We start from the raw sequence: 26,468 nt of genomic DNA on the forward strand, positions 1-26,468 counted from the left end.
TGATGAAGCATTATGATGTAATTGTAGTAGGGATGGGGCCTGCAGGTATATTTACTGTCTATGAGCTTACCAATCAGCAGCCTGATTTAAATGTCCTGTTTATTGATAAAGGCCATGCAATCCATCAGCGGCGCTGCCCTATTAATGAAAAGAAAATTGAAAAATGCCCTCCGCCAGCAGGCAGGAAAGACTTTACCGGCTGTCTGCCTGCATGCTCGATAACAAGCGGTTTTGGAGGCGCAGGAGCGTATTCAGATGGAAAATTTAATATTACCACTGCTTTTGGAGGATGGATGCAGGAGTATTTATCACCTTCCGAAGTTATGGAGTTAATTAAATATGTGGACCAGATTAATTTGGCACACGGAGCACCTGAAGAATCTACAGATCCGACTACAGATGCTGTACGGGACATTGAACGTCGCGGAATGGGTGCCGGACTGAAATTGCTGAGGGCATCTGTTCGCCATCTCGGAACAGAAGTCAATTTGCAGATTTTAACCAGCATTTATGAAACGCTGACAGAACGATGCGATTTTATGCACCGCTCTGAAGTTGAAGATATTCTGACCGAAGAAACGGAAGCAGGATGCCGGGTTACCGGAGTGAGGCTTAAGAAAAAAGAACAGGAAATAACCGCAGATCAAGTCGTTATAGTGCCAGGAAGGGACGGATCTGAGTGGCTGGGACGCCTGCTTAGAAAACGCGGCTACCGAATGGTAAACAATCAGGTTGACATAGGTGTCCGGGTAGAAACCTCTGATGTCATAATGGAGGAAATAAACAGGCATCTATATGAAGCTAAGTTTGTGTTTAATACATCAGTAGGAACGAGAGTACGTACGTTTTGTTCCAACCCTTCCGGCCACGTTGTTGTAGAGAACCATAGCGGGATCATGACAGCCAATGGCCATGCTTATAAGGATCCGGAACTTGGAAGTGAAAATACGAATTTTGCTCTGTTAGTCTCGCATACTTTCACGGAACCTTTTGATAAGCCTAATTCTTATGCCCAGGAAATCTCCGAAAGGGCGAACGATCTCTCTGACGGTTCGGTTATTGTGCAGAAATTCGGCGATATTATGAAAGGCAGACGATCTACCCGCAAACGAATTAACGAAGGATTTCTCGAACCAACTTTGAAGGAAGCAGTACCGGGAGATCTTGGCCTTGTTCTCCCTTATAATACAATGAAAAGTTTAGTCGAAATGGTAGAAGCATTAGATCATGTTACTCCTGGAATTGCTTCAGAGCATACTTTATTTTACGGTGTAGAAGCTAAATTTTATTCTTCCAGACCAGTTTTAACTTCAGAGTTTGAAACAGAAATAAGCGGATTGTATGCTGGGGGAGACGGCGGAGGAGTGACAAGAGGATTAGCCCAGGCGGGAGCGAACGGCGTCCATATTGCAAGGTCGATACTGAAGCGGCGCAAGCAAGCCCCTTCCACACCTAAAAAAGAGCCTTTCCCTGCTTATTGAAGCAAGGAAACAGGCTCGGTGTTTCCAAATTCCAGAGATTCAAGAATGGACTCTTCTGAATAACCGGTACTATATGAAAGTTCCTTAATCGTCGGTGGAGGCCAGTCATTTCTTTCATGGGTGGCTACTACTTGAGTCACTAATAATAAGATGACATTATAATAGGCAGGCTGATCACGGACAATGAATTGCATCATATACAAGACCACCTCTCATCTTTAATACCTTCCATTTTAACATAACATTAAGGTAAATGTATCAACAACAAGTGACAAAATGTGTAAAAATAGTTAAAAACCTCTGATTCTCAGAGGTTTTTTATTATATTTATTGTGTTTTTTTCTTAATAAGGCCACAATGGTCTTTATTACAGGATTAGTATATTATTTTTGGAACAGACGTTCGTTGATTTTTCTTATTGTAAAAGGCATTATAGTAGTTAGAGAAGAGATGTAGAAAAGGGTGTAGGATTATGGGGAAAGGCCGAATTATTTTCCACGTGGATATGAACAGTTTTTATGCTTCTGTGGAAGCAGCTTATGACCCTGAGCTTAAAGGAAAACCGCTTGCCATTGCTGGTAACGCTAAGGCTCGCAGGGGAATTGTCGTTACAGCCAGTTATGAAGCCAGAGCCAGAGGAGTTAAACCGCCTATGCCTCTTTGGGAAGCGTTAAGGGAGTGTCCCGAACTTATTGTGCGGGAGCCCAACTTTGACAAGTACAGACAGGCCTCTTCCCGTATGTTTCAGCTGTTATATGAATATACCCCTCTGGTTGAACCCGTATCAATCGATGAAGGCTATATGGATGTGACCACTGCTCATACTTCCCAATCTGCTTTGGATCTCGCTAGCCACATTCAAATACGGATAAACAAGGAATTAAATCTGCCGTGCAGTATAGGAGTGGCCCCGAATAAGTTTCTGGCAAAAATGGCCAGTGACATGAAAAAGCCAATGGGGATTACAGTTTTGAGAAAAAGAGAACTGGCCGATAAACTATGGCCTTTGAAAGCTGTAGAAATGCACGGTGTAGGGAGTAAAACAGCAGAAAAACTTGAAAAGTTAGGTATATATACGATAGGTGATATCGCTGAGGCAGACAGGTATATGCTTCAACGCCATTTAGGAGTCTCAGGACTGAGGATATATGAAAAGGCTAATGGAATTGACAACAGAATTGTCGATCCCGAGGCTGTAAATGAATTCAAAAGCATTGGCAATTCCACCACTCTTCCTGAAGATACAACGAGCGGAGTTTATGTGAAAAAGGTATTAATGAACTTGAGTGATTCGGTAGGAAGGCGACTGAGAAGGAAAAATGTTTACGCAGGAAATATCCAGTTGACAATCCGTTACCATGACAGAAAAACGATCACACGGTCGAGCAAATTACCTTATCCAGTTTTTACTCACGAGGATATCTTTGCGGCAGCGTGGAATTTATGGGAAGAATACTGGAACGGGGAACCCATTCGCCTGCTTGGTGTGACAGGGATGGATTTAGTAGAGAAGGGACAGGCTTATAAACAGCTGGACCTCTTTTCCACTGAAGAATATGAGAAAGGTGAACGGTTAAGTGGAATAATAGACGAGTTACGAAATAAATTCGGAGAAGAAGCCTTATTAAAAGGCACACAAGTAACCAACAAAGACAGAAGTGATGCTCTTCGCGATAAAAAAAGAAGAGGAACAAGCCTCGAGAAAGACTTTCTCAGAGACAGACTTTTTGATAAGGAGCAGGAGTAGCTGAAAGCTGCTCTTTTTTATTTTTATAAATATAGAATAAGGATCCTTACTGTATCCTGCAAGAGAAATATTCAGGTTTTATAGTTCAGCCTTTCTCAACTTTTGAGGAAGATAACCCGATATAAGTTTAAGAGTAATAAAGTGGGAGGAGAGGTGTTGAGTGGAAATACATAACCAGCAAGTAAACATACAGTCAAACACCACTGGCCGCCTTGTTCAATTAAAAACAGGCGATATATACAGAGCGAATGTAGAATCGCGGATCTCTGACAGAGAAGCGCTCATATCTGTTCGTGGGCAGCTGGTCCATGCAGAATTTGAAGGGAAAGTTCCTGAAAAAGATATTATTAATATCCAGGTTCGGGAGAGAACAGGGGAAGGAGTGAGAGTACGAGAAATAACCGGGGAATTTCAACAGGCTAATAATCGGCACAGTGAACATCTTTCAGGGAACAGTCAATCGGCAGAAAGGGTGCTTCGCGAGCATGGTTTCCATGAATCTGGGAAAGCGCTGAAAGAAGCTGTTCAACGGATGATGGACCGGGGGGTCCCATTGACGAAAGAAACTGTTAATGATTTAAAAAGATATGTTGAATCCGGAAGGGGAACAGAACAACAGCGCAGACACACGATTGATATGATGGTCTCAAAACGACTTGAACCAACGCGGAACCAGCTTCAGGCGATTCACGCATCGCTCCACGGGCGCAACTCCTCTGCACAGTTAAAAGAAATAGCCAGAGGAGTAAACACAGAGATGAATGGTAAAGGATCAGCCGGAACAGAAGTTAACCGGACACCGACCAGTAGCGGAGAGTTTATAAGAGCGGTCGAACAGGTTCAAGACAGCTTAAGGGAAGGCCGAAATGTTCGTGAAGCGATAGAATATCTTCAGCAATTAACAGGGAGAACCGGAAATGAAGCGGTTCGAGAGCTCGTCAACCAGACCCTTAGGGAGATGCTTCAGCTTCAGGCCACCCAAGGCCGCGCTGCGGCTGCAGACAGGATGCAGGAGCTCGCCCGCATGTTAACAGGCAGCAGTTTAAAGACAGAGCATGGACAACAGCCGGTGGCAGCAAGCTATAATGCAGTTTCGAGCAGTGGAATCAAGAGTGCTGGTCAGACAGTGACTGGTAACTGGGCAGCCCTGTTACAAAACGAAGCAGACATAAACCGTGTGGTTGAGACTATACGTGAAGAACTTCCTTTTTTAAATATACCTGCTGATCAAATGGGATCAGTCAACCGATTGATAGAAGAAGCTCAGGAGCGTCTTAACTCAGGCAGAGAGTTAAAAGCACGGCAGCTGATAGTTAATTCAATTGAGCAGATTAGATCAGTACTTCCTCCTGAACAGTCCGCCCGGTTGGAAGCAGGAGCTAACTCAGACATCCAGCAGTATATAAAAAATGATATTTTGCAAACATCCGGCCTCTCAGCTAAAAACGTTCTTATCACTGAGGTGACGGAAAGGCTCGCCAAAGCGACCGACCAATTTAAAGTTTTTCAGAAAGATGTAACCAAACAGCTTGCGAGAATAGAAGTTATGGTTCAGCAGTTCAGACAACAGGCGGTTAAACAAACCCGTCCTATGCTTGAAAATGTAATTAAACAAATTGACAGAGCCATAATGAAAAGCGACTGGATGCTTTATGCAGATATGAAGACAGAACGTAAAATGCTTGGAGCGACCAGCCGGCTCGCTGAAGCAAAAAAAATACTAGCAAAAGGAAATTACCAGGAAGCACGTCTCATTGTAAGAGAAGTACAAAAAAGTATGCAGCAGATCAATTTTAAGCCATCTAATCAACGAGTGCAGCATTTTCTAACCCAAGAGCAGGGATGGCGTGAACAAAAGACGCCGGCCCATCGTCTGGCACAGCACTTTGACCAGACTGCGAGAGGTTTTACAGGCCATGAAGGCTCTTCACGGCAATTATTTGAAGGATTGCGAAGCATGGGTTTCAACAGAGAGACCGAACTGGCTCAAATGCTTGCTTCGGGCAGGGACTTAAGTCAGCGGGATCAGCAGCAGAATATGAAAGCCCTGCTTCTGCAAATGGCACGTGGAGGCGAAGAGGAAGGAAGCAGACAGCAGCAGGCCCAACAGGCTTTACATAACCTGACTGGACAACAGTTGATGAGCCGGACAGAGAGTCAGCAGAACTTTCAGATGGTTCAGTTTCAAATTCCCTTGATGTTAAAAGGGGAGGCAGAAAACCTCCAAATCTATGTGAAGTCTCGTAACGAAGGCGATCACATAGACTGGGAAAACTGCCAACTGTATTTTCATATTGATACGAAAAAACTTGGGCCACTCGGGATTGGTCTGAATGTAGTGGATCGATCTCTCAGCATCTCTCTTAAAAATGATTCAGCGAATTTTTCAAAAATAGTTGAACCGCTGGCACAAAAATATATAGAGAACTTGAAAGAAGTAGGTTTTAATGTAAATGGAATTAATTCAGGTCCAATGAGCCCAGCCGCTAATGGAGCGAATCAAAGTGAAAAGAAAACGGATGACGTAGCTATTCCAGTCATCACCAAAGAAGGGTTTGATTATAAAGTATGAGGGTTTCCAGGCACATTAATCAAGTGAACAGAAGAAAAGTAAATGGACCTTTTGCAGCTGTCATCCGTTACGATGAAGCTTCAGGAGAAGAGCCTGCAGTGGTCGCACAGGGAAAAGGCTATGTCGCTCAAAAAATTATTGAACTGGCTAAAGACAATAACATACATATTGAACAAGACACACTGCTTCTCGAAAATTTACTCGATATGGATCTTGGCGACAACGTGCCACCGCAGTTATACGCTGTTATAGCAGAAATTTTATTATTAATAGAAGAAATGGAAAGAAGTTATTAATAAACACCGGTAGGTTACCGATAAAAATAATAGATCCCCGGGGCGGACTCAATAAATAGAAGTGCTGATTCTACGGAGGTGAGAAAAATAATTTCAAATAAAGCTCTGCATGAAAAAACTTCTCAGGAAATTACCTCTTTATTATACGAAGCTCTGCTGGAAAATTTGGAGATGGCAGTCAGCGCATTAAAAGATAAAGATTATTTGATAGCTAATGTTAAAATGCAAAAATCAAATGACATTCTTTTCCGGCTGGGCGCAGGACTTAATTATGAGGCAGGCATTTTAGCCGACCAGCTTGATCACTTATATAACTATTTAAGCGACAGGCTTATAAAGGCTAATTACAATAAAGACATTTTAATCGTTGAGGAAGTTATCCGGCATATAGAAACAATATATAAGGCATGGAATGAACTATTAAAAAAATCAAAAGAAGAGTCTCATGAACTGAAGATTGTAAAGTTGCAAAAGGTAGCCTATGAAAAAAACTCTGCCTTTGAATAAAACAGGGAGTTGTAGCTTATGAAAATTAATAATAATATCCAAGCTCTCAATGCTTACAGGAATTTAAATCAAAACCAGTTTCAAACCTCTAAAAACCTTGAAAAACTTTCTTCAGGTCTTCGTATTAACCGTGCGGCTGATGATGCAGCTGGACTAGCGATCTCTGAAAAAATGCGTTCACAGATCCGCGGTTTAAAGCAGGCAGAACGTAATGCCATGGACGGTATCTCCCTTATCCAGACGGCTGAAGGAGCATTAACTGAAGTACACTCAATGTTGCAGCGTATGCGGGAACTCGCAGTACAGGCAGCTAACGATACTTATACTGATGAAGACCGGGAGCAGATTCAAAACGAAATTAATGAGCTTGTTGAAGAAATAGACAGTATTGGTCAAAAAACAGAATTTAATACGAAAACATTACTTGCCAAGCTGGATGAAAATGGTGGCTTTGCAGCTGCAGATGAAGAAGGTCTCACTTTTATCTTTCAAATAGGAGCAAATGAAGGACAGAATGTAAAAGTTCAGATTAAACCCATGCATGCTGAAGCCTTAGAACTTAGAGATGGTAATGGGGAAAACTCAATTTCTATTGATGTAAAAGATGGTGCAGACGACGCTATATTAAAAATTAATGAAGCCATCGAAAAAGTCTCTAACGCACGTTCCCAGCTGGGAGCCATGCAAAACCGAATGGAACACACGATAAATAACCTGCAGGTCACCCATGAAAACTTAACAAGTGCCGAATCCCGTATTAGAGATGCTGACATGGCACTTGAAATGACAGAGTTTACGAGAAACAATATTTTAAATCAGTCAGCAACTGCCATGCTTGCCCAGGCAAACCAGCTGCCTCAGGGAGTGCTTCAGCTCCTTCAATAGCGGTAAGCTTTAAGAAAGGCTGCTTCTGCAGCTTTTCTTTTTAGCTATGTAGAGTCCTCTGTTAGCTGAATTCCACAGAAAGTTTAGAGGTTTTCGGTTGAATTGGAACGTGCTTATATTTTATGAACTTCTTTAGGGTTTGTAAATCATTCCTTTATTTCCAAGTAAAAGTTCACTATAATTAATTGTAAGCAGTGACGAAAGGAAGAGTAGTGTGGACATACAAAAAGTCGGGCGAACCGGAGTAAATAATGTAACTACGAAAAAAAACACCGGGACCGAGGCAAAAGTATCTTTCCAGGAAATTATGCAGCGTGGACGTGACTCAAGCCAGTACGAACGGCTCGGACATCTGCTGCAGAAAATTGATGATCAGGGGAAGACGCTTTCTGAGTCAAGGACTGTTGAAGAACTTCGAAAGTATAAAGCTCTTGTTAAAGAGTTTATTGATGATGCAGTAAAACTGGGGCTTAGTCTGGAAGAGCGGAAAGGATTTAACCGCCGCGGAAGAACTAAAGTTTATAAGATCGTCAGGGAAGTAGACCGAAAACTGCTCGATTTAACCGATGCAGTTATTAAAGAACAGAAAAATAGTCTCGATATCCTTAATATGGTGGGAGAAATTAAAGGATTACTTGTTAATATTTATGCTTAGAAAACCTTACAGGCTATTGCAGCCTGAAAGGTTTTTTCTTTATCTGCTAAAAATATCTATAATTTTTTTCTCACTCCGCTTAGCCTTCATGGTTTATTGGACGAACGGTTATGTCCTGTCAGAGGGGTGGTACCAGGCATGATTGTCATAAAACGAATTAAAAATAGCTGTGTGAACTTTATAAGAAGTATATGTTAAACGATTGACATAGTTATTACTCCTCATTATAATTTAATTTATAGTTATGAAAACGTTACCATATTATTTATCACTTTTAAATTGAGAGGAGAAGAAAGAATGGGGATTAAAAATGAAGTGATGCTGATTACATATGCTGACAGTATGGGGAAAGATTTAAAAGAACTGAATGAGGTCCTCACGAAACATTTTCAGGATTCAGTAGGAGGAGTGCATCTGTTACCCTTTTATCCATCTTCGGCTGACAGAGGATTTGCTCCAATGACTTATAAAGAGGTTGATAAACCATTTGGCACTTGGGAAGATGTAAAAGCCTTATCAGATAATTTCTATTTGATGTTTGATTTCATGGTCAATCATATTTCGAGAAGTTCTGAATATTTTCAGGATTTTATTAATAAAAAAAATGAGTCTGAGTATGCTGATTTATTTATTCAATACAAAAACTTCTGGCCAAACGGTGAGCCGACTCAGGAAGATGTAGACAAAATTTACAAGCGGAAACCGCGTGCCCCGTATATTGATGTGACATTTAATGATGGGTCTGAGGAAAAAATATGGTGCACGTTTGACGAGGAACAAATTGATTTGAATGTCTATCATGAGCGGACTAAACAGTTTATTAAAGAGAATTTACACTATTTAGCTGAAAAAGGTGCCTCTATTATTCGGCTTGACGCATTCGCGTATGCAACTAAACAGCCGGGGACAAATTGTTTCTTTATTGAGCCTGACACGTGGGAGATGCTGGATGAGATTAAAGCGCTTCTTGATCCCTGCGGTGTAGAAATTCTTCCTGAAATACATGAACATTATTCTATACAGATGAAGCTGGCTGAAAGAGGCTACTGGGTGTATGATTTTGCTTTACCAATGCTTGTTCTGCACGGTTTGTACAGCGGACGTGCTGACCGTCTTGCCAATTGGCTGAGAATGTCCCCGAAAAAGCAATTCACCACGCTCGATACGCATGACGGCATCGGGGTGGTGGATGTGGCCGATTTGCTTACAAGTAAAGAGATTGAAGAAACAAGAGATGACTTGTTTTCAAAAGGAGCTAATGTTAAGCGGGTATATAATACAATGGAATACAACAACCTTGATATTTACCAGTTAAACTGTACTTATTATTCAGCTTTGGGAAACAAAGATGATGCATACGTTCTTGCGCGTGCTATACAATTCTTTGCCCCGGGTATTCCTCAAGTTTATTATGTAGGGCTGCTCGCTGGAGAAAATGATATTGAACTTCTTGAAAAAACTAAAGTGGGCAGAAATATTAACCGCCATTATTATACAAAAGAAGAAATTGATGAGACGATGAACCGCCCTGTGATGTCCCATCTCATTAATTTAATGAAATTCAGAAATTCCTATCCTGCTTTTGAGGGTGATATTGAGGTCATTGAACAAGAAGGTACTTCATTAATAGAAATTATCAGGACAGCAGGAGAGCACCGGGCAGTTTTAAAAGCGGATCTTGCCACGTACGACTATGAGGTGACATATTATGATCCGGATCTTAGAGAAACAAAGAATTTAGAAGGAATAAAATAATCATTTTAACGCACCTTCATCCCAGGTGCGTTTTCCCAATAAATGGGGGGACAGACCCCCCAGTAATTACCAGGGGGGCAAGATGGCTACTATAAAGGATATTGCGGTAAAGGCAGGAGTTTCTGTCACAAGTGTTTCAAGAGTGCTTAACAGGAGGGGGTATTTAAGCGAAGAATTAATTAATAAAGTGCATCAGGCAATGGAAGAGTTAAATTATCAGCCTAATGAAGTAGCCCGGTCGCTGCAAAAGAAGGAATCCCGGATTATAGGGCTTATTTTACCGGATGTCTCCCATCCTTTCTTTGGTGAATTAACCCGTGCGATTGAATCTTACGCCTTCAGCAGGAAGTATAAACTGCTTTTGTGTAACTCGCAGCTTGATCCCCTAAAGGAAAAAGATTACTTGAGTATGCTCAAGGCAAGCCAGGTAGATGGCATAATTATGGGCAGCCATACAATAGATACTGAGGAGTATTTACACATTGCCCAGCCGCTTGTCACAATTGACCGCCGGATTTCCAGCCGCATTCCTTACGTTAGTTCCGATAATTTTCAGGGGGGTATTTTAGCCGCTGAAAAGCTTATAAAGAAAGGGTGCAAGCAAATCGCATACATCGGCGGTAATGTGGAACTCGATCTTCTTGCTAAGAAACGGTATGAGGGCTTTAAAAAAGAAATTGAACAATCCAAATGTAAACTCCATTTTTTCCAGACTAATATTAATGGTTTTAACTATGAAGAATACGAAGAGCTGGCAGCCGGTATATTCAGGGAATGCCCGGAGATAGATGGTATATTTGCAAGCAGTGACATTATAGCAGCAGCCATCCTGAAAGAAGCAGGACGGCTTAACAGGCGTGTGCCTCAAGAGGTGAAGGTCATTGGATATGATAATGTGCAGCTTAGTCGAATTATAAGTCCTCCACTTACGACGATCGGCCAGCCGATCAAAGAGATAGGAGAAAAAGCAGTGGATCTGATTATCAGCCAGATTAGAAATGAGAGGGTTGCAATGGAAACTGTCCTGCCGGTTCAGCTTATTGAAAGAGATACTGTATAAATTTCCGGAGAGAAAGTGAAGAGGCTGGGACAAAAGAATAGTAATCATAAAGAAAGCCGAACAAATCTTATAATTTTTGTGCGGCTTTTTGCTTTTGTACTTAATAAAAAAACTCTGTTAAATAGTAATTGGAGTGATTTCAGTCCGCCAGGCGGGCGCTTGCCCAAGGGCTTGTCCTTTTAATTTGCCGATTCACTCTCGGCGAAGGCTTACACCACAGGCATAAGTGCAACATAGGTCATTAGGAGCTTCGGCTAACCCCTTCACGTCCTGTGAAAACGCCGAAGTCACCACATCCGTGTGGAAGTTCGCTGTGTTTTCTTTACCCGAGGGCTTGTCTTCAACTAACTTTCCCGAAGGACTCCTTCGGGAAAGTGGATTTTCAGACTTCGCTTATCCTCTGGGTGTCCTCGCCTTCGTTTATCGGATTATTAATATATTTAAGGGGTGAGTTATTTCTGCATGATTGGCTAAAATTCAACTCAGTCTGGAGCTTCGTTGAATTGGATCTTCAGACTGCGCTTAATCCCTCGGGCGTTGCCGCCTTCTGTCCTTCAATCAAAAAGCAGAGGCTATATAATAATTGGTAAAACTAAAAGTAACCCACCTTATAAGATGTTTGATAAAATTATTGTTCGTCCTTTACAAACTTGTTTAGTTTTGTCCCGGCCACTGTAAAATGGAATTATACAGAAGTGAAAGGTTTTATTTCTTTAAAAATATACGTTTTAGTTGCATTAAGCCGTTTCTCGAAATTGTCGAAAGCCAAAATAGGATGGACTTTTTTCATTTTAAGAGAATATAACGTTTCTCTGTCTATTTTCAGGCTGTAAATATACTGGTCCTCTTCGTGGCCTGTAGCAGGATCTACAATTTGATTATAGCCGGAGATAGTTATCGTCTGTAGAGGAGGCAGATAAGCAAAAAAGAAGCTTGCTAAGTAAAACGCGGTTCCCCCTGCCATCAGAGCATAATGTTCACGGTGATCCCGGTGTGTTTTATTTTCAACTTTCAGTTTTCCTGACTTCAGAAGTCTGGCCTCCTGTAACGGTACCTCTTCTAACTTTGGTAAATTTATATCAGCCAGAGCACAGGTGGAAGAAGAGATCTTAAAGTCCACATCTGTCTCAAGAGGAAAGTCCAGTTCGTCCAGGAACAGACTGACCCATTCTTCCATCGCTTCAGGCAGGCCTTCCTTTACCTTCTTCGCTAGGTCGAGTCTAAAGTCTGTTTCTTGCTGAAGGGATTCTATTTCCTCATTATATTCACGTAAAGCTTCTTCAAAATTATTTTCCGCGAGCTTTTGGATCTTTTCTTTAAACGCTTTCCTGTTGGCAGGGAAGAGTAATATAAATTTTTGGAAGAAGGTCAGCTTGCTTTTTTCAGCATCGTGCAGTTTTTGGTAAATGTCATCTTCATCAGGCTTATTTAAAAGCGGGTCAGGAGATATACGAGCAGCCTTTTCTAACGACTCCATTGGCTGAAAGAGATTGTGGTGGAGATCCAAAAGACGTTCAGTTTGACTATTTATTTCTGTTTCTTTTTCCTTGTAAATATCTAACAGATAATTTTTATATTCCCGTCTTACCTTTCTTTCTTCCTGCTCAGTTAACGGTTTACCGTCACTTTTTTCAAAACGCACATCATGCAGTTCTTCATCCCATATAAGTTCAACAGGCTGGGTGTGGGACCCGCGGTTAGTATTTGACTGTGTGACTCTTCTTTTCCCGTTTTTGTCTAATTTCGTTCTGTATGACATCCCTGTCCCCGGAAGGCCGGCGTTCCCGTATAAACCTCTTCTGCCCATAGTTACTGACGCTCCGCGGCGGCCGACGGACGTGCTGATCCCTCTTTTGCTGAAATTCAAACGGACTCCAGGCGCTACTCTGACTCTCTTTTGAAAGCGGAAACTCATAGAAAAACCTCCTTGAAAAAGCTCATTATCTTGTATGTTTGTTATTCCAGAATTAAAATAGGATAAATGAGACAGAAAGGGTGATCCTGTGTTCAAACATACTTTTTATTACAAAACTGATATTCCGCAGCCGCTTGAAACAATTTGGCCGTTTTTCCAAACTAATGAAAATCTCGCTGCTATAACAGGCTTTCCTAAAATTAAAGTTTTAGGAGACAAAGAAGTATTTAAAGGGTCGGCTGTTCATCTGGAGCTGAATTTCTTTATAGTTAAACTTAATTGGAAAGGAGAAATTACAGAGACAGCAGACAGAAAATACTTTATAGACGAAGGACTAAAGATCCCATTTCCTTTTAAATCATGGCGCCATGTACACGCCTTTAAAAGATTAAATAGTAATGGAACAAGAATGATTGATCGTGTGGAATATACCTCTTTCCTGCCGCCCTTTATAGTGAACCTCCTGCTCAAAGGCATGTTTGCAGACCGTAAAAGGCATCTCAAAAAAACGTTTGGCTCATTTTAGCAAGCCCGCATATGCCGCTTTTCTAATGAATTCCATTACCATGCGGGCTTGTACTGTTCCGGTCCATTAATTTCTTCTCCTAATTCTTCAGCGGCAGTGCGCGCCCAGTATGGGTTTCTTAACAGTTCTCTGGCAAGGAAGATCAGATCAGCCCTGTCATTTTGGAGAATTTCTTCTGCCTGAAGGCCTGAAGTAATCATGCCTACCGCCCCGGTAGGAATAAAAGCTTTACGTTTAATCATCTCAGCATGGCTAATCTGATAACCCGGATAGACATTAATCGGTGTTCTCACGATTCCGCCCGTACTGCAATCGATGAGGTCCACACCGAGCTTTTTCATTTCTTTCGCATAAAAAATAAAATCTTCAGCCTGGTTTCCCTCAGAGTGATATTCATCTGCAGAAATTCTTACAAATATAGGTCCTTCCCATTCCGTCTTAACTGCTTCCAAGACTTCTTTTAAAAATTGAAAACGATTTTCTCTGGCTCCCCCATACTTATCTTTTCGTTTGTTAGCTAATGGTGATAAAAACTGGCTGATTAAATAGCCATGAGCAGCATGAACTTCAATAATATCAAAACCGGCTTCTCTTGCCCGTCTTGTACCGTCTTTAAAAGCATGGACAGTGTTCTCAATATCTTTGTCTGTCATTTCAAGCGGGATTTTACCTTGGTCATCAAAAGGAAGAGCTGAAGGGGCGAGAATTTCTCCTTTGTAAACCGCTTTTCTGCCGGCATGTCCGAGTTGAATTGCAGTTTTAGATCCATGGGCTTTTATTCCCTCAACGAGCTTTTTTAAGCCGGGCACCTGTTCGTCACTCCAAATCCCTAAATCACGCGGAGAAATCTGTCCCTGTCTTGTAACCGTTGTTGCTTCTACCATAATAAGGCCGACCTGACCGACAGCCCTGCTGATATAATGTGTCATATGCCAGTCATTCACTTTTCCGTCTTCATTTGCTGAATACATACACATAGGAGACATCGTAATACGGTTTTTTAATGTTACACCTTTAAAGGTCATCGGAGTAAAAAGTTTGGCTTTCATTTATATGGCTCCTTATATTTTTTTATTTGGTTTTTATAGAAGAATAGTGCTTCAACTTTACCATACCTCTGTTTGTTTTGTCAGACGAAACGGCATAGAGAATCCTTTACTGATGCACACTAATGCTGAAAACCTGGTGAGGGGAAGGATGAATGTTAGTGAAGGTGTTGTATGCAGTATTAATTAAATGGTTGTTTCAAATAACCGTTCTGTGGCTTGTATTTACTTTTTATGGCTTCTCGCTGTTTTTTTTAGTGATGTTCGGATTAATAATGTCTCTCATTACTTTAGGTATCAGCGATTACGTCGCCTTTTCTTTTATAGGGAACTTACCGGCAGCTATCGTGGATGGAATAATTGTCTTTCTGTCTATGCTGATTTGGCTGTCATTAACCACCGGACTCGACTTCGGTATACTTGCTGCTTTACTTCTTTATAGCAGCTTAGTGATTTCGGGAGAGTGGTTTATTCACCGGTATGTCATCTATCCCGTCCGGCGAGGGGGAGGCGGGGACCGTCATGCAGGATACGAATAAAAAAACAGGTGCCGGGATTTTCTGGCACCTGTTAAACGGTTGTGTTAGTCGCGTGTGTTTTTTCTTTGCTCGTGAAAATAGCCATTAATATAAGCTAAAATTTTGCTGCGGGGAATTATACCAAGAAAAGCTCCCTGAGTATTTTCTACACATACAAACGGGTGATTGATAGACAAAGACAAAACTTTTTCAAACGGCTGATCATCATTCACACAAGCGATATTATCTGTCATAACCTCTTTTACTTTCCATTCGCCAAGTTTTTCGTGTTCGATACGCTCAATTCCAAGTATCGAATCAAGAATTTGCGCTTTACTGATTAGTCCCTGGAGTTTAAAATTCGTATCCAAAACAGGGATAGCGGTATAGCCGGACTTAACTAATACGAGTAGAGCGTGTTCAAGGTTATTGTCTGGCTGAACATGAGCGACCTGATCAGCAGAAATTAAAAAGGTGGTAATAGAACGGTTTAATACATCTTCTTTTAATTCAGGCATTATCATGCACACTTTCTTTGTTAAGATTTTACAAGTGATCTTATTCCACAAAATGTTAAACTTGAAACCATTTTTTAAAAACCCATTATTTGCTTCCCATATTAATGTTAGACGGAGGACAGTAAATTGTCAAATGTAATGTAAACGCTTTCAACTATAAAATATGATGGCCGGAGGGAAGGTGTGTGTCTTTTTAATTAAGTGTTAAACCCCAGTCAGGTCTAATGCGTTTGTGATACTTATTGTCCAGGGCGTGCTATTTGTTTAAAGGTTTATTCTTCTAGCCATACTGTAAAAAAAGGAGGTAAATTTATGCATAGTAAACAGACAGTCCGATACTTTTGTGAAAAATATCCTTCTGGTAATTGCTATTATTATAAACAGGAAATGATAACCTTTAAATCATGGAATGAGCCGGGCTCCTTGCAATGGGGAAGAAAACGCCCTGTAACAAAACAGACATTTATGTTGAGAAAAAAAGAAGGTTATAAATGCCAGACGGTGTTCTGCCATAAACCTCCTGCAGCTATACTTCCATTTAGAAAAGTAAAAACCTGATCATAAAGAGGGATTTTATCCTCGTAGAACGAACCATTATTTATAGACAATTTAATGGCCTTTTATTAAACCTGGAGGGGGGGTAAATGATGACTAAATGGCAGAGTAAAGAACAATTAACAGAACTGACCATTTCTTTAGTTGAATACGCCAGTGTAACCGGTTCGGAAGAAGAAATCGGTATAATGGAGTTTATAGAATATGAGCTCTCTAAAATTGGTTATTTTAAAAATTATTCGGATCATTTACATACTCATTATACTGAGGATGGAAGAAAGTTTGTTACGGCTCTCGTGAAAAGCAAAAAGCCGACTGGCAAAACCATTATTTTAATGGGGCATTTAGATGTGGTGGATATAGAAGGCTACGGAGAATGGAAGCATTTAGCCTTCAGACCCCGTGAACTGACCAAACAAATGCTGGAGCAGGCGTATCAGCTGCCAGCCACCGTACAGGAAGATTTAAAAACGGATGAGTGGCTATTTGGGCGCGGGACGATGGACATGAAAGGCGGAGTGGCTTTGTGCCTGTCAATGATAGAACTTGCCGCTGAAGGCTATTTCGAAGGCAACCTTTTATTTGTCGGCGTTCCGGATGAGGAAGTAGATTCAGCAGGAATGCGTTCAGCTACACCTGTACTTGTTGAATACGAAGAAAAATACAATTTAAAGTATATACTTTGCTGGAACACAGAGCCGGGTTTTTCAAAATACCCGGGTGATAATAGTTATTATATCTATCAAGGGTCTATAGGAAAAATGCTTCCGGGGTTCTACTGTTACGGAAAGGAAGCTCATGTGGCTGAACCTTTTTCCGGCTTAAACGGAAACTTTATGGCTTCTGTTCTGACAAGTATAATAGAACTGAATCCTCTTTTGACAGAGCAGGCAGGAAATGAAAGGACGCCGCCCCCAAGCACGTTGATACAAAAAGATTTGAAAACAGACTATTCCGTTCAGATCCCTCTGACTGCTGTGTCTGTTTATAATTTGCTAACAATGGAAAAGTCAGTAGACGAAGTCACAAATGATTTATTAAAGGTTGCAAGATCAGCAGCTAAAAAAATGCTGGCTATTTATGAAGATAGAGAAAAAGCTTTCTCCAACAACCTGGATTATGAACCGGAAAACAGGAAAGTAAATGTAATGACCTATAAAGAGCTGTGGAACCAGGCGCTTAGAATTACAGGCAAGGAAGATGTAGAAAGACTGATTTCTTTAGTACACTCAACAGACGCTCTTGCAGATGAGAGACAACGAACAATTCAGATTGTTAACCATATTGCAGCTTTATGTAAGGAATTAACACCTATGATTGTACTGTTTTACGCTCCACCATATTACCCGCCTGTGAGTTCGAAAAAAAACACATTTGTAGAAGAGTTGACCCGCAAATTAACCCATATTGCAAAGCAGGAGGGGAATGTGAATCTGGAAACCGTTCAATATTTTCCCGGCCTGTCGGATTTAAGTTATACATCTTTGGAAGAGCCGGCTTCAAAGCTGAACACATTAATTGAAAATATGCCAGTATGGGGGCAGGGGTATAACTTACCTTTAGAAGCGATGGAAAAATTGAATATGCCGGTGATTAACTTTGGGCCTGCTGGAAAAGATCCACACAGTTGGACTGAACGTTTGAATATCACTCAATCGTTTGGCAAATTTCCTGAAATTATGAAGAAGGGGCTTGAAGAAGCGTTTAAATAAACAGTTAAGAAACAGCGTTGGTGCTCACAAAAGGCGAACGCTGTTTTTTTAATAAGTTAGGGGTAAAAGTGCCTTATTTAAATACAACCGAACGAAGTTGAATGCAGGATATAAAATTAATTAATTGTTGACACATAAATAAATACCCCGTATAGTATATTTATACCCATTGAGGTATTGACAAAAAGAGAGGATGAAAAGGAAAGATGATGAAATTATACCATTTTCCTCAAAAACACTTATTAATCGTCGTCCCGATAACATTAATTTTCAGCTTTATAGCAGGCTTGTATGTTGATACGTCACTTTTGAGGCCGACCATTTTAATCGCTACAATCCTCATGATTTTTGCGACAATGGTGGGGTTAAGAATTCAGGAACTTACAAAACTGAAAAATGAAACAAAAATGATCGGCGCCTCATTTTTAATTAATTTTATTATGATTCCTTTAATAGCATTCTTTATTGGAATGATTTTCTTTTCAAATGAACCGCTTATGTTTGCCGGCCTGGCCCTGGTAGCTCTGCTTCCGACAAGCGGTATGACTATTTCCTGGACTGGTATCCAGAAAGGGAATGTACCTGGAGCGGTAAAACTTACAGTATTCGGCCTTGTTGCAGGTTCATTGCTGACTCCGTGGTATTTATTAGTTATGGTTGGCCAATACGTAAACATTAATGTCATGACCACAGTTCAAACTATTCTAATGGTTGTATTTGTCCCTTTAGTATTAGGGCAGATCACCACAAAGCTGTTATTAAAAAAATATTCAAAAGAACATTTTCAAAAGAAAATAAAGCCTAATATGGCTCCTCTAAGCATCTGGGGGCTGCTTTACGTCGTTTTTGTAAGTACCAGCGCCCGGGCTGAAATGATCGTGGCAAACCTCCAATTAATACTTACTGCTTTAATTGCTTTGATAATATTTTATTTGCTTAATTATATGCTTGTCACATTTATTGCTTTAAAATTCTTCAATAGGAATGATGGTATTGCTCTTGTAAATGGAACAGTGCTGAGGAATCTGTCAATTGCGGTAGGGATTGCTGCAACTGCTTTTGGCGGGGAAGCAGCCTTGCTTGTAACAATAGCGTTTATGCTTCAGTACCAAAGCATTACTTATTATGCCAGGATTGCAGGGAAACGCTGGTTTAAGGAAATCACACAAAACAATGTAAAACCGGCATCCGTGCAGGTGCAAAATTGATTATTAGAGTGATTTAATTACTCAATAAAATAAACTGTTATTTTAAGAAAGGTGATTGAAATTGATGAAATTTAAAGTAAATGGAACAACTGAAGGTTTAAAACTTAATGCAACAGCAGGTAAACATAATTTTGTGTTAGACGAGGGGAGCCAAATGGGGGGAACTGATCAAGGCCCCAATCCGCTGCAAGCCTCACTTGCAGCATTAGCTTCATGTGAAAACGTAACGGCAAGAATGGCAGCTAAAGAAATGAATTTTGATTTAAAAAATATTAAATTTAATATCACCGGTGAATTTAACCCTAAAGGTTTTATGGGAGAGCCAGGGGTCCGTCCTTATTTTGAGAGAGTAGAGGTAAAGGCTTTTGTGGAGACAACTGAATCAGAAGCAAGGCTGAAAGAATTACAGGAAATGGTAGAAACCCGCTGCCCAGTCTACACTATGATGAAAGCAGCTGACATTGACATGTCTGATACTTGGGAAAAAGCGGAATAAATAGTGATGCGAGTCTGGGGCAAAAGAAAGTAAACACAGGACATTTCTTCAGACTTTCGCTTTTATACTTGAAGAATAAGTGATTTTAGGCCGCCAGGTGGTGCTTGCCCAGCGGCCTTTAACTAACTTTTCTGAAGGGTTGCTTCGGGAAGTCAGCGAGGACTTTTCTTCCTGATATGATCCAGGGGAACCACCATCTCTTTGAATCGCCATAGTCTCTTTTCAGGGATTATGGTTTTTTTTTCTCAAAGAAACTAGAGGCTGACCTCAAGCCTTTGAGAAAAGCTTTCTAATCTTGCCAGAAGCCGTCGAAGTCCTCGTCTATTTCTGTTTCAAGTAATGAAGAGGCAGGAACAATAGTCACGTTATTTTCTTCAAAATATGGTACCGCCTTTTGAATTCCCATATAAGTTTCTTTTCCTTTTATTCCCACATGGCCTATTCCAATCGCTTCTCCATTTGCTTCTGCCAGGTCTGCCAATTTTTTAGCCATTTTATAAACATGGTTTGAAGAGGAATGGGTGTTATCTAAAAAAATATCTCTCTCATCAAACAGCAGGCCGTATTTCTTGGAAACTGAAGGGAGGCAGGATTTAGGGTTAGTACCGCTGTCAATCACATAAAAGTCGTGCGCTTTTGCTACAGAAAGAATTTCATTAATGATTTCTTTGTTTTCAACAATTTTGGATCCCATGTGCTGGTTAATTCCTTTAGCATGAGGCACATCCTCAATAGCCGCTTTAACCCGGTCATGGACTTCTTCCGCAGTTAAATTGGAAAGAATAGGATTTGGGCCGAGCCAGGAAACTTTTCCTTTCTTTGGTTCCATAGGCAAGTGAATTATTACTTCAAAACCCAGTTCATTTGCCCGTTCAGCAATTTCAGTGGAATGTTCCATGAAAGGCATGATTGCTACGGTAACAGGAATATTACCAGCTAGAAATTCTTCTGTCCCTTTGCCTGTTCCTCCGAAATCATCAATAATAATAGCTGCTTTTCCAACTGGCCAGTCGTCATTTGCTTCAACTACACTTTCAGTTAAAAAAAGAAAAAATAAGACACAGACCCAAAATACTTTTAATGGCTTGGCAGTCATTTTAATACCTCCCGAAAATTTAGCTGTCGTTTTAGTATGTAACGGATGGATAAAATAAATAAATAAAAAACCTCCAAATCCGGAGGTTTTTTTATTTGCGTATTTTAAAAGCAGCATTTAGCTGCCCGCGCAGCATTTTATCTCTTATATCAGACTTTTTCATTTCTTCTTTTCTAATTTCAAAAGTCTGCATTCCATCTTCCATTTTATTGGCCACATCAACCAGCCTCTCCACGTCAGCAAAAGAATATTTTCTCGTGCCCCCTTTACTGCGGTCAGGGAAAACGAGCTTCCTTTCTTCATAATAACGGATCTGCCGCTCGGATAAGCCTGTTAACTCACTAGTTATACCGATGCTGATTACCTTTTTGTCTTTATAACTAAATGACAAAGCCATCCCCTTCTTTCTCCACAAAAAATAACTTTTTTATAATATATCATGGATTAAGAAAGGATATTGAATTTTTGTAAGAAAATCTGACATAGATCAAAAAGTTACTTATTTACTACCTGGCGTTCAAGCAATTCTTTTAGCTCCTTGACTTCTTTTCTCAGCTCTTTGACTTCCTCATGCGTATTTTCTGCTTCTTTTTCGTCATGATCAGCTTTTTCAACGTTGTTAACAATTACGCCTATAAAAAGGTTGAAAACAACAAAGGTACCAACGAGAACAAAAGCTACGAAATAGAGCCACGCCCATGGAAGTTCCGCAAAAATGGGCCTCATCACATCACTTGCCCAGGATTCGAGAGTAACAACTTGGAAAAGTGTGAGAAGAGACAGCTGCAGACTTCCAAAATATTCAGGTGCTGTAGACTGAAAAAGCATCGTACCGATAACTGCGAAGATGTAGAATATAATACCCATAAGAAGCATAATGTTTCCGAGAGCCGGAATAGTCATTAACAATGCATCAACAAGCTTTCTTAAAGAGGGGATAACTGAAACGGCTCTAAAAACCCGTAAAACCCGTAAAATCCGAAGAACAGTTACAAAATAGGCTCCTACAAACAAATGACCGGCAGCAACAATAAGAAAATCAAACCAGTTCCAGCTGTTTTTAAAAAAGTGCTTAATCGTTCGTGCGGCCAAGAGTCTTAATGCTATTTCGATTGTAAAAATCCATAACAGAATTTTGTCAGCTGTCCAAAAAAAAGACCTGTATTCTGAATATAAAGCTGGATAAGTTTCCAGGCCAACTACGACAGCATTTATCAGAATAAGGGTAATAATAATACCTGTAAACCATTTATGCTCAACAATTGAATGCAGCTTTGATTTCCATTCAGGCGGCAGCGTCTTTTTTCCCATTGTTAAAACCCCTTCAGCATACTTTTAATAATCAAATCTGTTAAACTCGCAAATAATACGGTTTTATATAAATTCTATACTATTCTACTAAAAACATAAGCCAGAAGAAACCTCCAATGATTAATCATTGGAGGACGTTTTTAAGCACCTTTTGTAGCTGTACTTTTATTTAATATTTTACGGCTGACCTCATAGGCGCTTGAAAAGGACAGTTCTGACAGCTGGCCATACCCTTGGCACCAGTCACCAGCAAAATAGACATTTGGGAGACTGGTGAAGTGAGTAGGGAGGCCGCGCTGATTCATAGCCCATCTAATGGCCTGCAAAACCGGTTTTTTGGAGGCGCGGGGAATGGCTAAATGTTTCCGCCATCCTTCAAAGTGTTTATCATAAAACTCTTCCATTCTTTCTCTCATTTGATCATGTGCTTCAGGATCATTAATTTCATTTTGCTTTAAGTATCCCACAGCCTGTAGAATCTGGCCTCCGGGCGGGGCTGCTTCCATATCGTAATAAGAGATATCCGTAATGAAAATCTGTCTGTTTTTATCGAAGATATAAGTGTAATCAGACTCAATACGTTTTTTAAGCCCGATGTCATAAAACATCACGTAAGTCGGTTCATAATCAGTGTATCTTTCCAAATCTGATTTAATCGGCGACTCCCTGAATAATTTCTGAAGTTCTTCAGGAGGAATGGCGAAAATGAAATGATCAGCGGAAAAGGAATGCTTTTTAGTTTGTACTTCAGATACACGTTCGCCCTCTGTAACAAGGTTTGTTATCTTTGTTTTTTCAAGTATCTCTCCGCCATTTTCTTTAATAATCCTTTTGAACTCATTGATAAGCACGATCCATCCGCCTTGGATGAAGCTCACAGGAATACTTGTTTTAAACAAGCGCCTGTAATAATCAAAAAATACATCAGACGGGATGCTGTCAGGATCTCCAGAAAAAAAGTTGGTAGTAGCCAGGTTAAGCATCATTTCCTTGACTGCCGGACTGATTTTTCTAAGTTCTATCCATTCCTGTATAGATAAATTAGGGTCGCCTTTTTCAATGCCAAGCGTGGTAAAAAGCATATGATAAGCAAAACGGAATTTATCCATTCCTTTTAATAGTTTTGTCTGCAGCATTCCTCCTATATTGGAAGGAATAACGGAAGTATCCTCACCCATATCATATTTTGCTTTCAATTGGGTGTAATCTTCCCAATGTATGTTTAATCCGAGTTCCTTTTCCATTTTGGTCAGGTAAGAAGTGTCTCTTGCATAAATGGCGTGAGCTCCAAAATTAAACTGGTAGCCTTTAAGTTTTATAGTCATGGCTCTTCCGCCAAGTTTTCCCCGCTCTAATAGCGCCACTTTTTTGCCGTGATAGGCGAGGTAAGCGGCTGAGGATAAACCGGCGAGCCCGCCTCCTACGATAACGGCATCGTACTGGCTCTTTCTCATTTTGTTACCTCCCGATAATAGTGAGAATATGTCTTAATCTGTGTGTGTAAATGCTGTTTAAGTGCTGTAATTATTATATCTTACTAAAGAGGGCTTTTAAAGCAAATAAAATAATTCCCGGTCCCTTTAAGAAAAGGGCCGGGAAATACTGGCACTATAAATGATTTTTATTGAAGGCCAGTTCATTCGTTTCTGATCCACCTAATTCTTTTGACCTCTCAAATGCTCTGTGAATACAGTTTATCAAGATATCTTGCATACCCTGTTCTTTTAACACTTTAAATCCTGCTTCTGTGGTGCCGCCGGGGCTCATAATCTGCTGATACAGGATGGAAGGAGAAAGGTCATTCTCCTGCACTCGAAGTCCAGCTCCAAGTAATGTTTGTGAAACAAGGTGGCGTGCCAGCTTTTTATCAATTCCTATTTCTTCTGCTGCCATTTCCATTGATTCCATTAAATAATAAATGTATGCGGGCCCTGTGCCTGTTAAGGCAGTCATCGCATCCATTGATTGTTCAGAGACTTCGGCTGTATCGCCTACCAGCTGAAACAAATGGTTTATGGAGGTTTTTTGGTCTGCGGTCACCCACTTCCCTGCTGCATAAGGCGTCATAGATGCATTTACAACGGCAGAAGTGTTAGGAATTGTGCGCATAACAGGAACCTGGGTTTCAGGAAAAAAATCTTCCATTGAATTAATTGTTACACCCGCCATAACGGATACTAAAGGAGTTGCCGGGTTTAGAAAGTTTTTAAAAGGTGCGAGTGCCTTTTGCCAGTCTTTCGGTTTACAGGCAAGGATGAATATATCTCCATGGGCGTAAATCTTTTGTGGAGACCTGGAGGTTATTATTCCGTAAGTCTCTGCAAGCTCCTTAAGACGCAAATCATTGGAGCGGTTCGAGGCCAGTATATTTCCGGGAGGTACTTTTCCGCTTCTCACCCAGCCAGCTGTAAGAGCTTCAGCCATAGACCCTCCGCCTAAAATTGATATGTTTACCATTATTTACTCCCACCTTATCTATTATCTTTTAATTTAGAATATTTAAAATTTCTCCCATTATGAATCTCAATGGCTGAAAAGTCAACCAGAAATGATAACATTTTTTTACCTCGATCCCATATGCCGTTATAATGAGTACAGACGTTTGAAAGAGAGGGATACTTTATGAAAAAAAGTTTACATAACGAACGGGTCATAATCACTGGAGCTTCCAGCGGAATAGGAAAAGAAATGGCTATAGAAGTTGCTGCGAGGGGAGGCGAGCCGGTCCTTTTAGCCAGGTCCGTCGGCAAGCTCGAACACCTTTCCCGGCAAATATACGAAAACACAGGTGTTAAAGCCCCTTATTATAAGCTGGATGTTACGAGATCTGCAGAAATCAAATCTACTTTTAATCATATTTTTAAAGAAGCTGCAAAACCAACGACGCTTATTAATAACGCTGGGTTTGCTATTTTTGATTATGCGGAAAATGCCACTGAAAAGGATATTGAAGACATGTTCCGGGTGAATGTTTTCGGAACGATTGCCTGTACACAGGCAACTATTCCTTATATGAAAGAAAATAATTATGGGCAAGTGATTTTTATCGCCTCTTTGGCGGGTAAAATGGCGACTCCTAAGGCAAGCGTCTATTCGGCAACAAAACACGCTGTTTTAGGGTTTGCTAATGCTCTGAGAATGGAAATGAAGGAGACGCCGGTTCACGTAAGCGTGGTGAATCCAGGCCCTGTAAGAACGAATTTTTTCCAGACTGCTGACTCAACAGGAGACTACGAGAAAAATGTTGAAAAAATGATGCTGGAGCCCGGCTATGTTTCTTCAAAGATCGTTAAACTTGTAGTTAAACCTAAGAGAGAGATAAACCTGCCTGGCTGGATGGGAGCAGGCGCTAAATTATACCAGCTTTTTCCGGGAGTAGTAGAGAAACTTGCAGGTAAAAGATTGAACAGCAAATGACAGGAGACTTCGTTCATTTAATGCGGTGAACCATAATATATACGAATTGTAAACGGGAATGTTTGTTCCTGCTAATGTCAGATCCGTGATAACCTTTGCTGGAACTGAATTCTTATTCATTTTATCCTTAAAAATGTAACCTAAAGTTCACAAAAAGTTCACAAATTATTTTCCCAAATAGTGTATAGTAAAGCATGTAATCAATAAATTCCGTGATTGATTTCACAAACATTTCACGGAAAAAAAGAGAGGAAGTCTAAGTTGATCGTAAAAGATTTAGTGGAGACGAGAGAACTTTTAACTGACGAGACAAATGAAAATGTTTTTGTAGTGTATGAACGCTTTGAGAATGTGGATTGCCAGTGTGACGGCCGTAATTTGGAAGAAATTGAGTGTGATCCCGAAGAAATGGTTCAAATCCTGCTTGGAAATCCCGAATCTGCAGACTCATTAAAGAGTGTAAAAACATACCAGGTTGGTGAAACATTCAGTTCAGTCGACGCGATCATTAAAGATATTTATACAAATTACAGCGATTATTTAAAAAAAGATGACGTCCTGGTGCCTCTTGGTTAATCCAAGAGGTTTTTCTTTGTCATTTTCTAGTCTATAATTGAAACAGAGCACAAAAAAAGGAGAGAAATCTATTGGTAAATGTATTGTTTGTATGCTTAGGGAATATTTGCCGTTCTCCTATGGCTGAAGCCGTCTTTCGCACTGAAGTTAAAAAAGCGGGTCTCGATCACCTGATTTATACTGACTCAGCAGGGACAGGAAACTGGCATATTGGAAAGCGGCCTCATGAAGGAACGCTGGAAATACTTGATAAAAACCAGGTCGATCATACAAAGATCACCGCCCGGCAAGTTGGGGAAAAGGATTTAACGGATTTTGATTATATTATTGCTATGGATGCCTCAAACTTAGGAAATCTGAATCGCTTAAAAGGCAGCAATAAGTCAGGGGAGCTTTTCAGGTTACTTGACTTTGTACCGGAGGCTATTACAGAAGATGTCCCCGACCCGTATTTTACCGGCAATTTCAATGAAGTCTACGAAATGGTAGAAAAGGGATGCGCCAACTTGCTGACATACATTAGGAAGAATGAAAACATTTAGCTGAAGACAAGCCCCTGGGCAAGCGTCCGACTGTCGGACTGAAATCACTCCTTTTCTCAAAAAGAAAAGCCGAA

At 40.5% G+C, this 26,468-nt stretch carries 27 protein-coding genes; 18 read left to right on the forward strand and 9 right to left on the reverse strand.

Annotation, left to right across the window (positions count from 1 at the left end):
* Positions 1-2 precede the first annotated feature (2 nt).
* Complete coding sequence (locus K8O68_RS18445; protein WP_177174148.1) at positions 3-1,481, forward strand: NAD(P)/FAD-dependent oxidoreductase; 1,479 nt, start codon at positions 3-5, stop codon at positions 1,479-1,481.
* On the opposite strand, the gene K8O68_RS18450 is transcribed toward K8O68_RS18445, so the two are convergent.
* Positions 1,475-1,678 (reverse strand): hypothetical protein, encoded by a 204-nt coding sequence (locus K8O68_RS18450; protein ID WP_230898232.1) that lies wholly within the window; start codon positions 1,676-1,678, stop codon positions 1,475-1,477. The genes K8O68_RS18445 and K8O68_RS18450 overlap by 7 nt on opposite strands.
* A gap of 275 nt (positions 1,679-1,953) precedes the next feature.
* Between K8O68_RS18450 and K8O68_RS18455 the strand changes: the two genes are divergently transcribed.
* The 8 genes from K8O68_RS18455 (at position 1,954) to K8O68_RS18490 (ending at position 10,958) form a co-directional block, all read left to right on the forward strand.
* Positions 1,954-3,228, forward strand: a complete 1,275-nt coding sequence (locus K8O68_RS18455; protein WP_230898233.1) for a DNA polymerase IV — start codon at positions 1,954-1,956, stop codon at positions 3,226-3,228.
* 160 nt (positions 3,229-3,388) lie between these two features.
* Positions 3,389-5,800 carry a hypothetical protein gene (locus tag K8O68_RS18460; protein WP_230898234.1) on the forward strand — a complete coding sequence of 804 codons (2,412 nt, stop codon included), beginning with the start codon at positions 3,389-3,391 and terminating at the stop codon, positions 5,798-5,800.
* Positions 5,797-6,096 (forward strand): EscU/YscU/HrcU family type III secretion system export apparatus switch protein, encoded by a 300-nt coding sequence (locus K8O68_RS18465; RefSeq protein ID WP_230898235.1) that lies wholly within the window; start codon positions 5,797-5,799, stop codon positions 6,094-6,096. Before K8O68_RS18460 ends, K8O68_RS18465 begins: the two co-directional genes overlap by 4 nt.
* Before the next feature lie 78 nt (positions 6,097-6,174).
* The gene (locus K8O68_RS18470) at positions 6,175-6,603 is read left to right on the forward strand and encodes a flagellar export chaperone FliS (RefSeq protein ID WP_230898236.1); all 429 of its coding nucleotides are present in this window, start codon (positions 6,175-6,177) and stop codon (positions 6,601-6,603) included.
* A gap of 18 nt (positions 6,604-6,621) precedes the next feature.
* Positions 6,622-7,488 (forward strand): flagellin N-terminal helical domain-containing protein, encoded by an 867-nt coding sequence (locus tag K8O68_RS18475; protein WP_230898237.1) that lies wholly within the window; start codon positions 6,622-6,624, stop codon positions 7,486-7,488.
* Positions 7,489-7,702: 214 nt separating this feature from the next.
* Complete coding sequence (locus tag K8O68_RS18480; protein WP_230898238.1) at positions 7,703-8,143, forward strand: YaaR family protein; 441 nt, start codon at positions 7,703-7,705, stop codon at positions 8,141-8,143.
* A gap of 297 nt (positions 8,144-8,440) precedes the next feature.
* Positions 8,441-9,898: a sucrose phosphorylase gene (gtfA, locus tag K8O68_RS18485; protein ID WP_230898239.1), complete on the forward strand. Its 1,458-nt coding sequence runs from the start codon at positions 8,441-8,443 to the stop codon at positions 9,896-9,898.
* A gap of 82 nt (positions 9,899-9,980) precedes the next feature.
* Positions 9,981-10,958: a LacI family DNA-binding transcriptional regulator gene (locus tag K8O68_RS18490; protein WP_230898240.1), complete on the forward strand. Its 978-nt coding sequence runs from the start codon at positions 9,981-9,983 to the stop codon at positions 10,956-10,958.
* A 685-nt stretch (positions 10,959-11,643) separates the two neighbouring features.
* Here the strand turns inward: K8O68_RS18490 and K8O68_RS18495 are convergent.
* Complete coding sequence (locus tag K8O68_RS18495; protein ID WP_230898241.1) at positions 11,644-12,873, reverse strand: DUF4236 domain-containing protein; 1,230 nt, start codon at positions 12,871-12,873, stop codon at positions 11,644-11,646.
* An 88-nt stretch (positions 12,874-12,961) separates the two neighbouring features.
* On the opposite strand from K8O68_RS18495, the gene K8O68_RS18500 reads away from it, so the two are divergent.
* Complete coding sequence (locus K8O68_RS18500) at positions 12,962-13,399, forward strand: SRPBCC family protein (RefSeq protein ID WP_230898242.1); 438 nt, start codon at positions 12,962-12,964, stop codon at positions 13,397-13,399.
* 35 nt (positions 13,400-13,434) lie between these two features.
* Here the strand turns inward: K8O68_RS18500 and namA are convergent, their stop codons facing one another.
* Complete coding sequence (gene namA, locus K8O68_RS18505) at positions 13,435-14,448, reverse strand: NADPH dehydrogenase NamA (RefSeq protein ID WP_230898243.1); 1,014 nt, start codon at positions 14,446-14,448, stop codon at positions 13,435-13,437.
* A 152-nt stretch (positions 14,449-14,600) separates the two neighbouring features.
* On the opposite strand from namA, the gene K8O68_RS18510 reads away from it, so the two are divergent.
* A complete protein-coding gene (locus tag K8O68_RS18510; RefSeq protein ID WP_230898244.1) occupies positions 14,601-14,984 on the forward strand; it encodes a DUF2512 family protein in 384 nt (127 codons plus the stop codon).
* Positions 14,985-15,028: 44 nt separating this feature from the next.
* On the opposite strand, the gene cbpB is transcribed toward K8O68_RS18510, so the two are convergent.
* Positions 15,029-15,481, reverse strand: a complete 453-nt coding sequence (gene cbpB / locus K8O68_RS18515) for a cyclic-di-AMP-binding protein CbpB (protein ID WP_230898245.1) — start codon at positions 15,479-15,481, stop codon at positions 15,029-15,031.
* Between the two features lie 312 nt (positions 15,482-15,793).
* Here cbpB and K8O68_RS18520 point away from each other — a divergent pair, with 312 nt between their 5' ends.
* The 4 genes from K8O68_RS18520 to K8O68_RS18535 all read left to right on the forward strand — a co-directional run bounded on the left by K8O68_RS18520 (position 15,794) and on the right by K8O68_RS18535 (position 19,452).
* Positions 15,794-16,039, forward strand: a complete 246-nt coding sequence (locus K8O68_RS18520; protein ID WP_230898246.1) for a hypothetical protein — start codon at positions 15,794-15,796, stop codon at positions 16,037-16,039.
* Positions 16,040-16,125: 86 nt separating this feature from the next.
* Entirely contained in the window at positions 16,126-17,748 is a 1,623-nt protein-coding gene (locus K8O68_RS18525) for a M20/M25/M40 family metallo-hydrolase (protein WP_230898247.1), read from the forward strand.
* Positions 17,749-17,954: 206 nt separating this feature from the next.
* A complete protein-coding gene (locus K8O68_RS18530) occupies positions 17,955-18,956 on the forward strand; it encodes an arsenic resistance protein (protein ID WP_230898248.1) in 1,002 nt (333 codons plus the stop codon).
* Between the two features lie 64 nt (positions 18,957-19,020).
* Positions 19,021-19,452 (forward strand): OsmC family protein, encoded by a 432-nt coding sequence (locus K8O68_RS18535; protein ID WP_230898249.1) that lies wholly within the window; start codon positions 19,021-19,023, stop codon positions 19,450-19,452.
* Positions 19,453-19,741: 289 nt separating this feature from the next.
* Here K8O68_RS18535 and K8O68_RS18540 read toward each other — a convergent pair whose 3' ends face one another.
* The 5 genes from K8O68_RS18540 to proC all read right to left on the reverse strand — a co-directional run bounded on the left by K8O68_RS18540 (position 19,742) and on the right by proC (position 24,316).
* The gene (locus tag K8O68_RS18540) at positions 19,742-20,548 is read right to left on the reverse strand and encodes a divergent polysaccharide deacetylase family protein (RefSeq protein WP_230898250.1); all 807 of its coding nucleotides are present in this window, start codon (positions 20,546-20,548) and stop codon (positions 19,742-19,744) included.
* A 91-nt stretch (positions 20,549-20,639) separates the two neighbouring features.
* A complete protein-coding gene (locus tag K8O68_RS18545) occupies positions 20,640-20,945 on the reverse strand; it encodes a MerR family transcriptional regulator (RefSeq protein ID WP_230898251.1) in 306 nt (101 codons plus the stop codon).
* A gap of 98 nt (positions 20,946-21,043) precedes the next feature.
* A complete protein-coding gene (locus K8O68_RS18550) occupies positions 21,044-21,859 on the reverse strand; it encodes an ion transporter (RefSeq protein ID WP_230898252.1) in 816 nt (271 codons plus the stop codon).
* A gap of 140 nt (positions 21,860-21,999) precedes the next feature.
* Positions 22,000-23,313 (reverse strand): phytoene desaturase family protein, encoded by a 1,314-nt coding sequence (locus K8O68_RS18555; protein WP_230898253.1) that lies wholly within the window; start codon positions 23,311-23,313, stop codon positions 22,000-22,002.
* Positions 23,314-23,467: 154 nt separating this feature from the next.
* A complete protein-coding gene (proC, locus tag K8O68_RS18560; RefSeq protein ID WP_230898254.1) occupies positions 23,468-24,316 on the reverse strand; it encodes a pyrroline-5-carboxylate reductase in 849 nt (282 codons plus the stop codon).
* A 165-nt stretch (positions 24,317-24,481) separates the two neighbouring features.
* Between proC and K8O68_RS18565 the strand changes: the two genes are divergently transcribed.
* From K8O68_RS18565 to K8O68_RS18575, 3 genes are all read left to right on the forward strand, one after another.
* The gene (locus tag K8O68_RS18565; protein WP_230898255.1) at positions 24,482-25,276 is read left to right on the forward strand and encodes an SDR family NAD(P)-dependent oxidoreductase; all 795 of its coding nucleotides are present in this window, start codon (positions 24,482-24,484) and stop codon (positions 25,274-25,276) included.
* Between the two features lie 261 nt (positions 25,277-25,537).
* Entirely contained in the window at positions 25,538-25,852 is a 315-nt protein-coding gene (locus K8O68_RS18570; protein WP_230898256.1) for a hypothetical protein, read from the forward strand.
* A 71-nt stretch (positions 25,853-25,923) separates the two neighbouring features.
* Complete coding sequence (locus K8O68_RS18575; RefSeq protein WP_230898257.1) at positions 25,924-26,394, forward strand: low molecular weight protein-tyrosine-phosphatase; 471 nt, start codon at positions 25,924-25,926, stop codon at positions 26,392-26,394.
* Positions 26,395-26,468 lie beyond the last annotated feature (74 nt).

The sequence above is a fragment of the Salipaludibacillus sp. CUR1 genome (assembly GCF_021028955.1).
Taxonomy (GTDB): domain Bacteria; phylum Bacillota; class Bacilli; order Bacillales; family Salisediminibacteriaceae; genus Salipaludibacillus.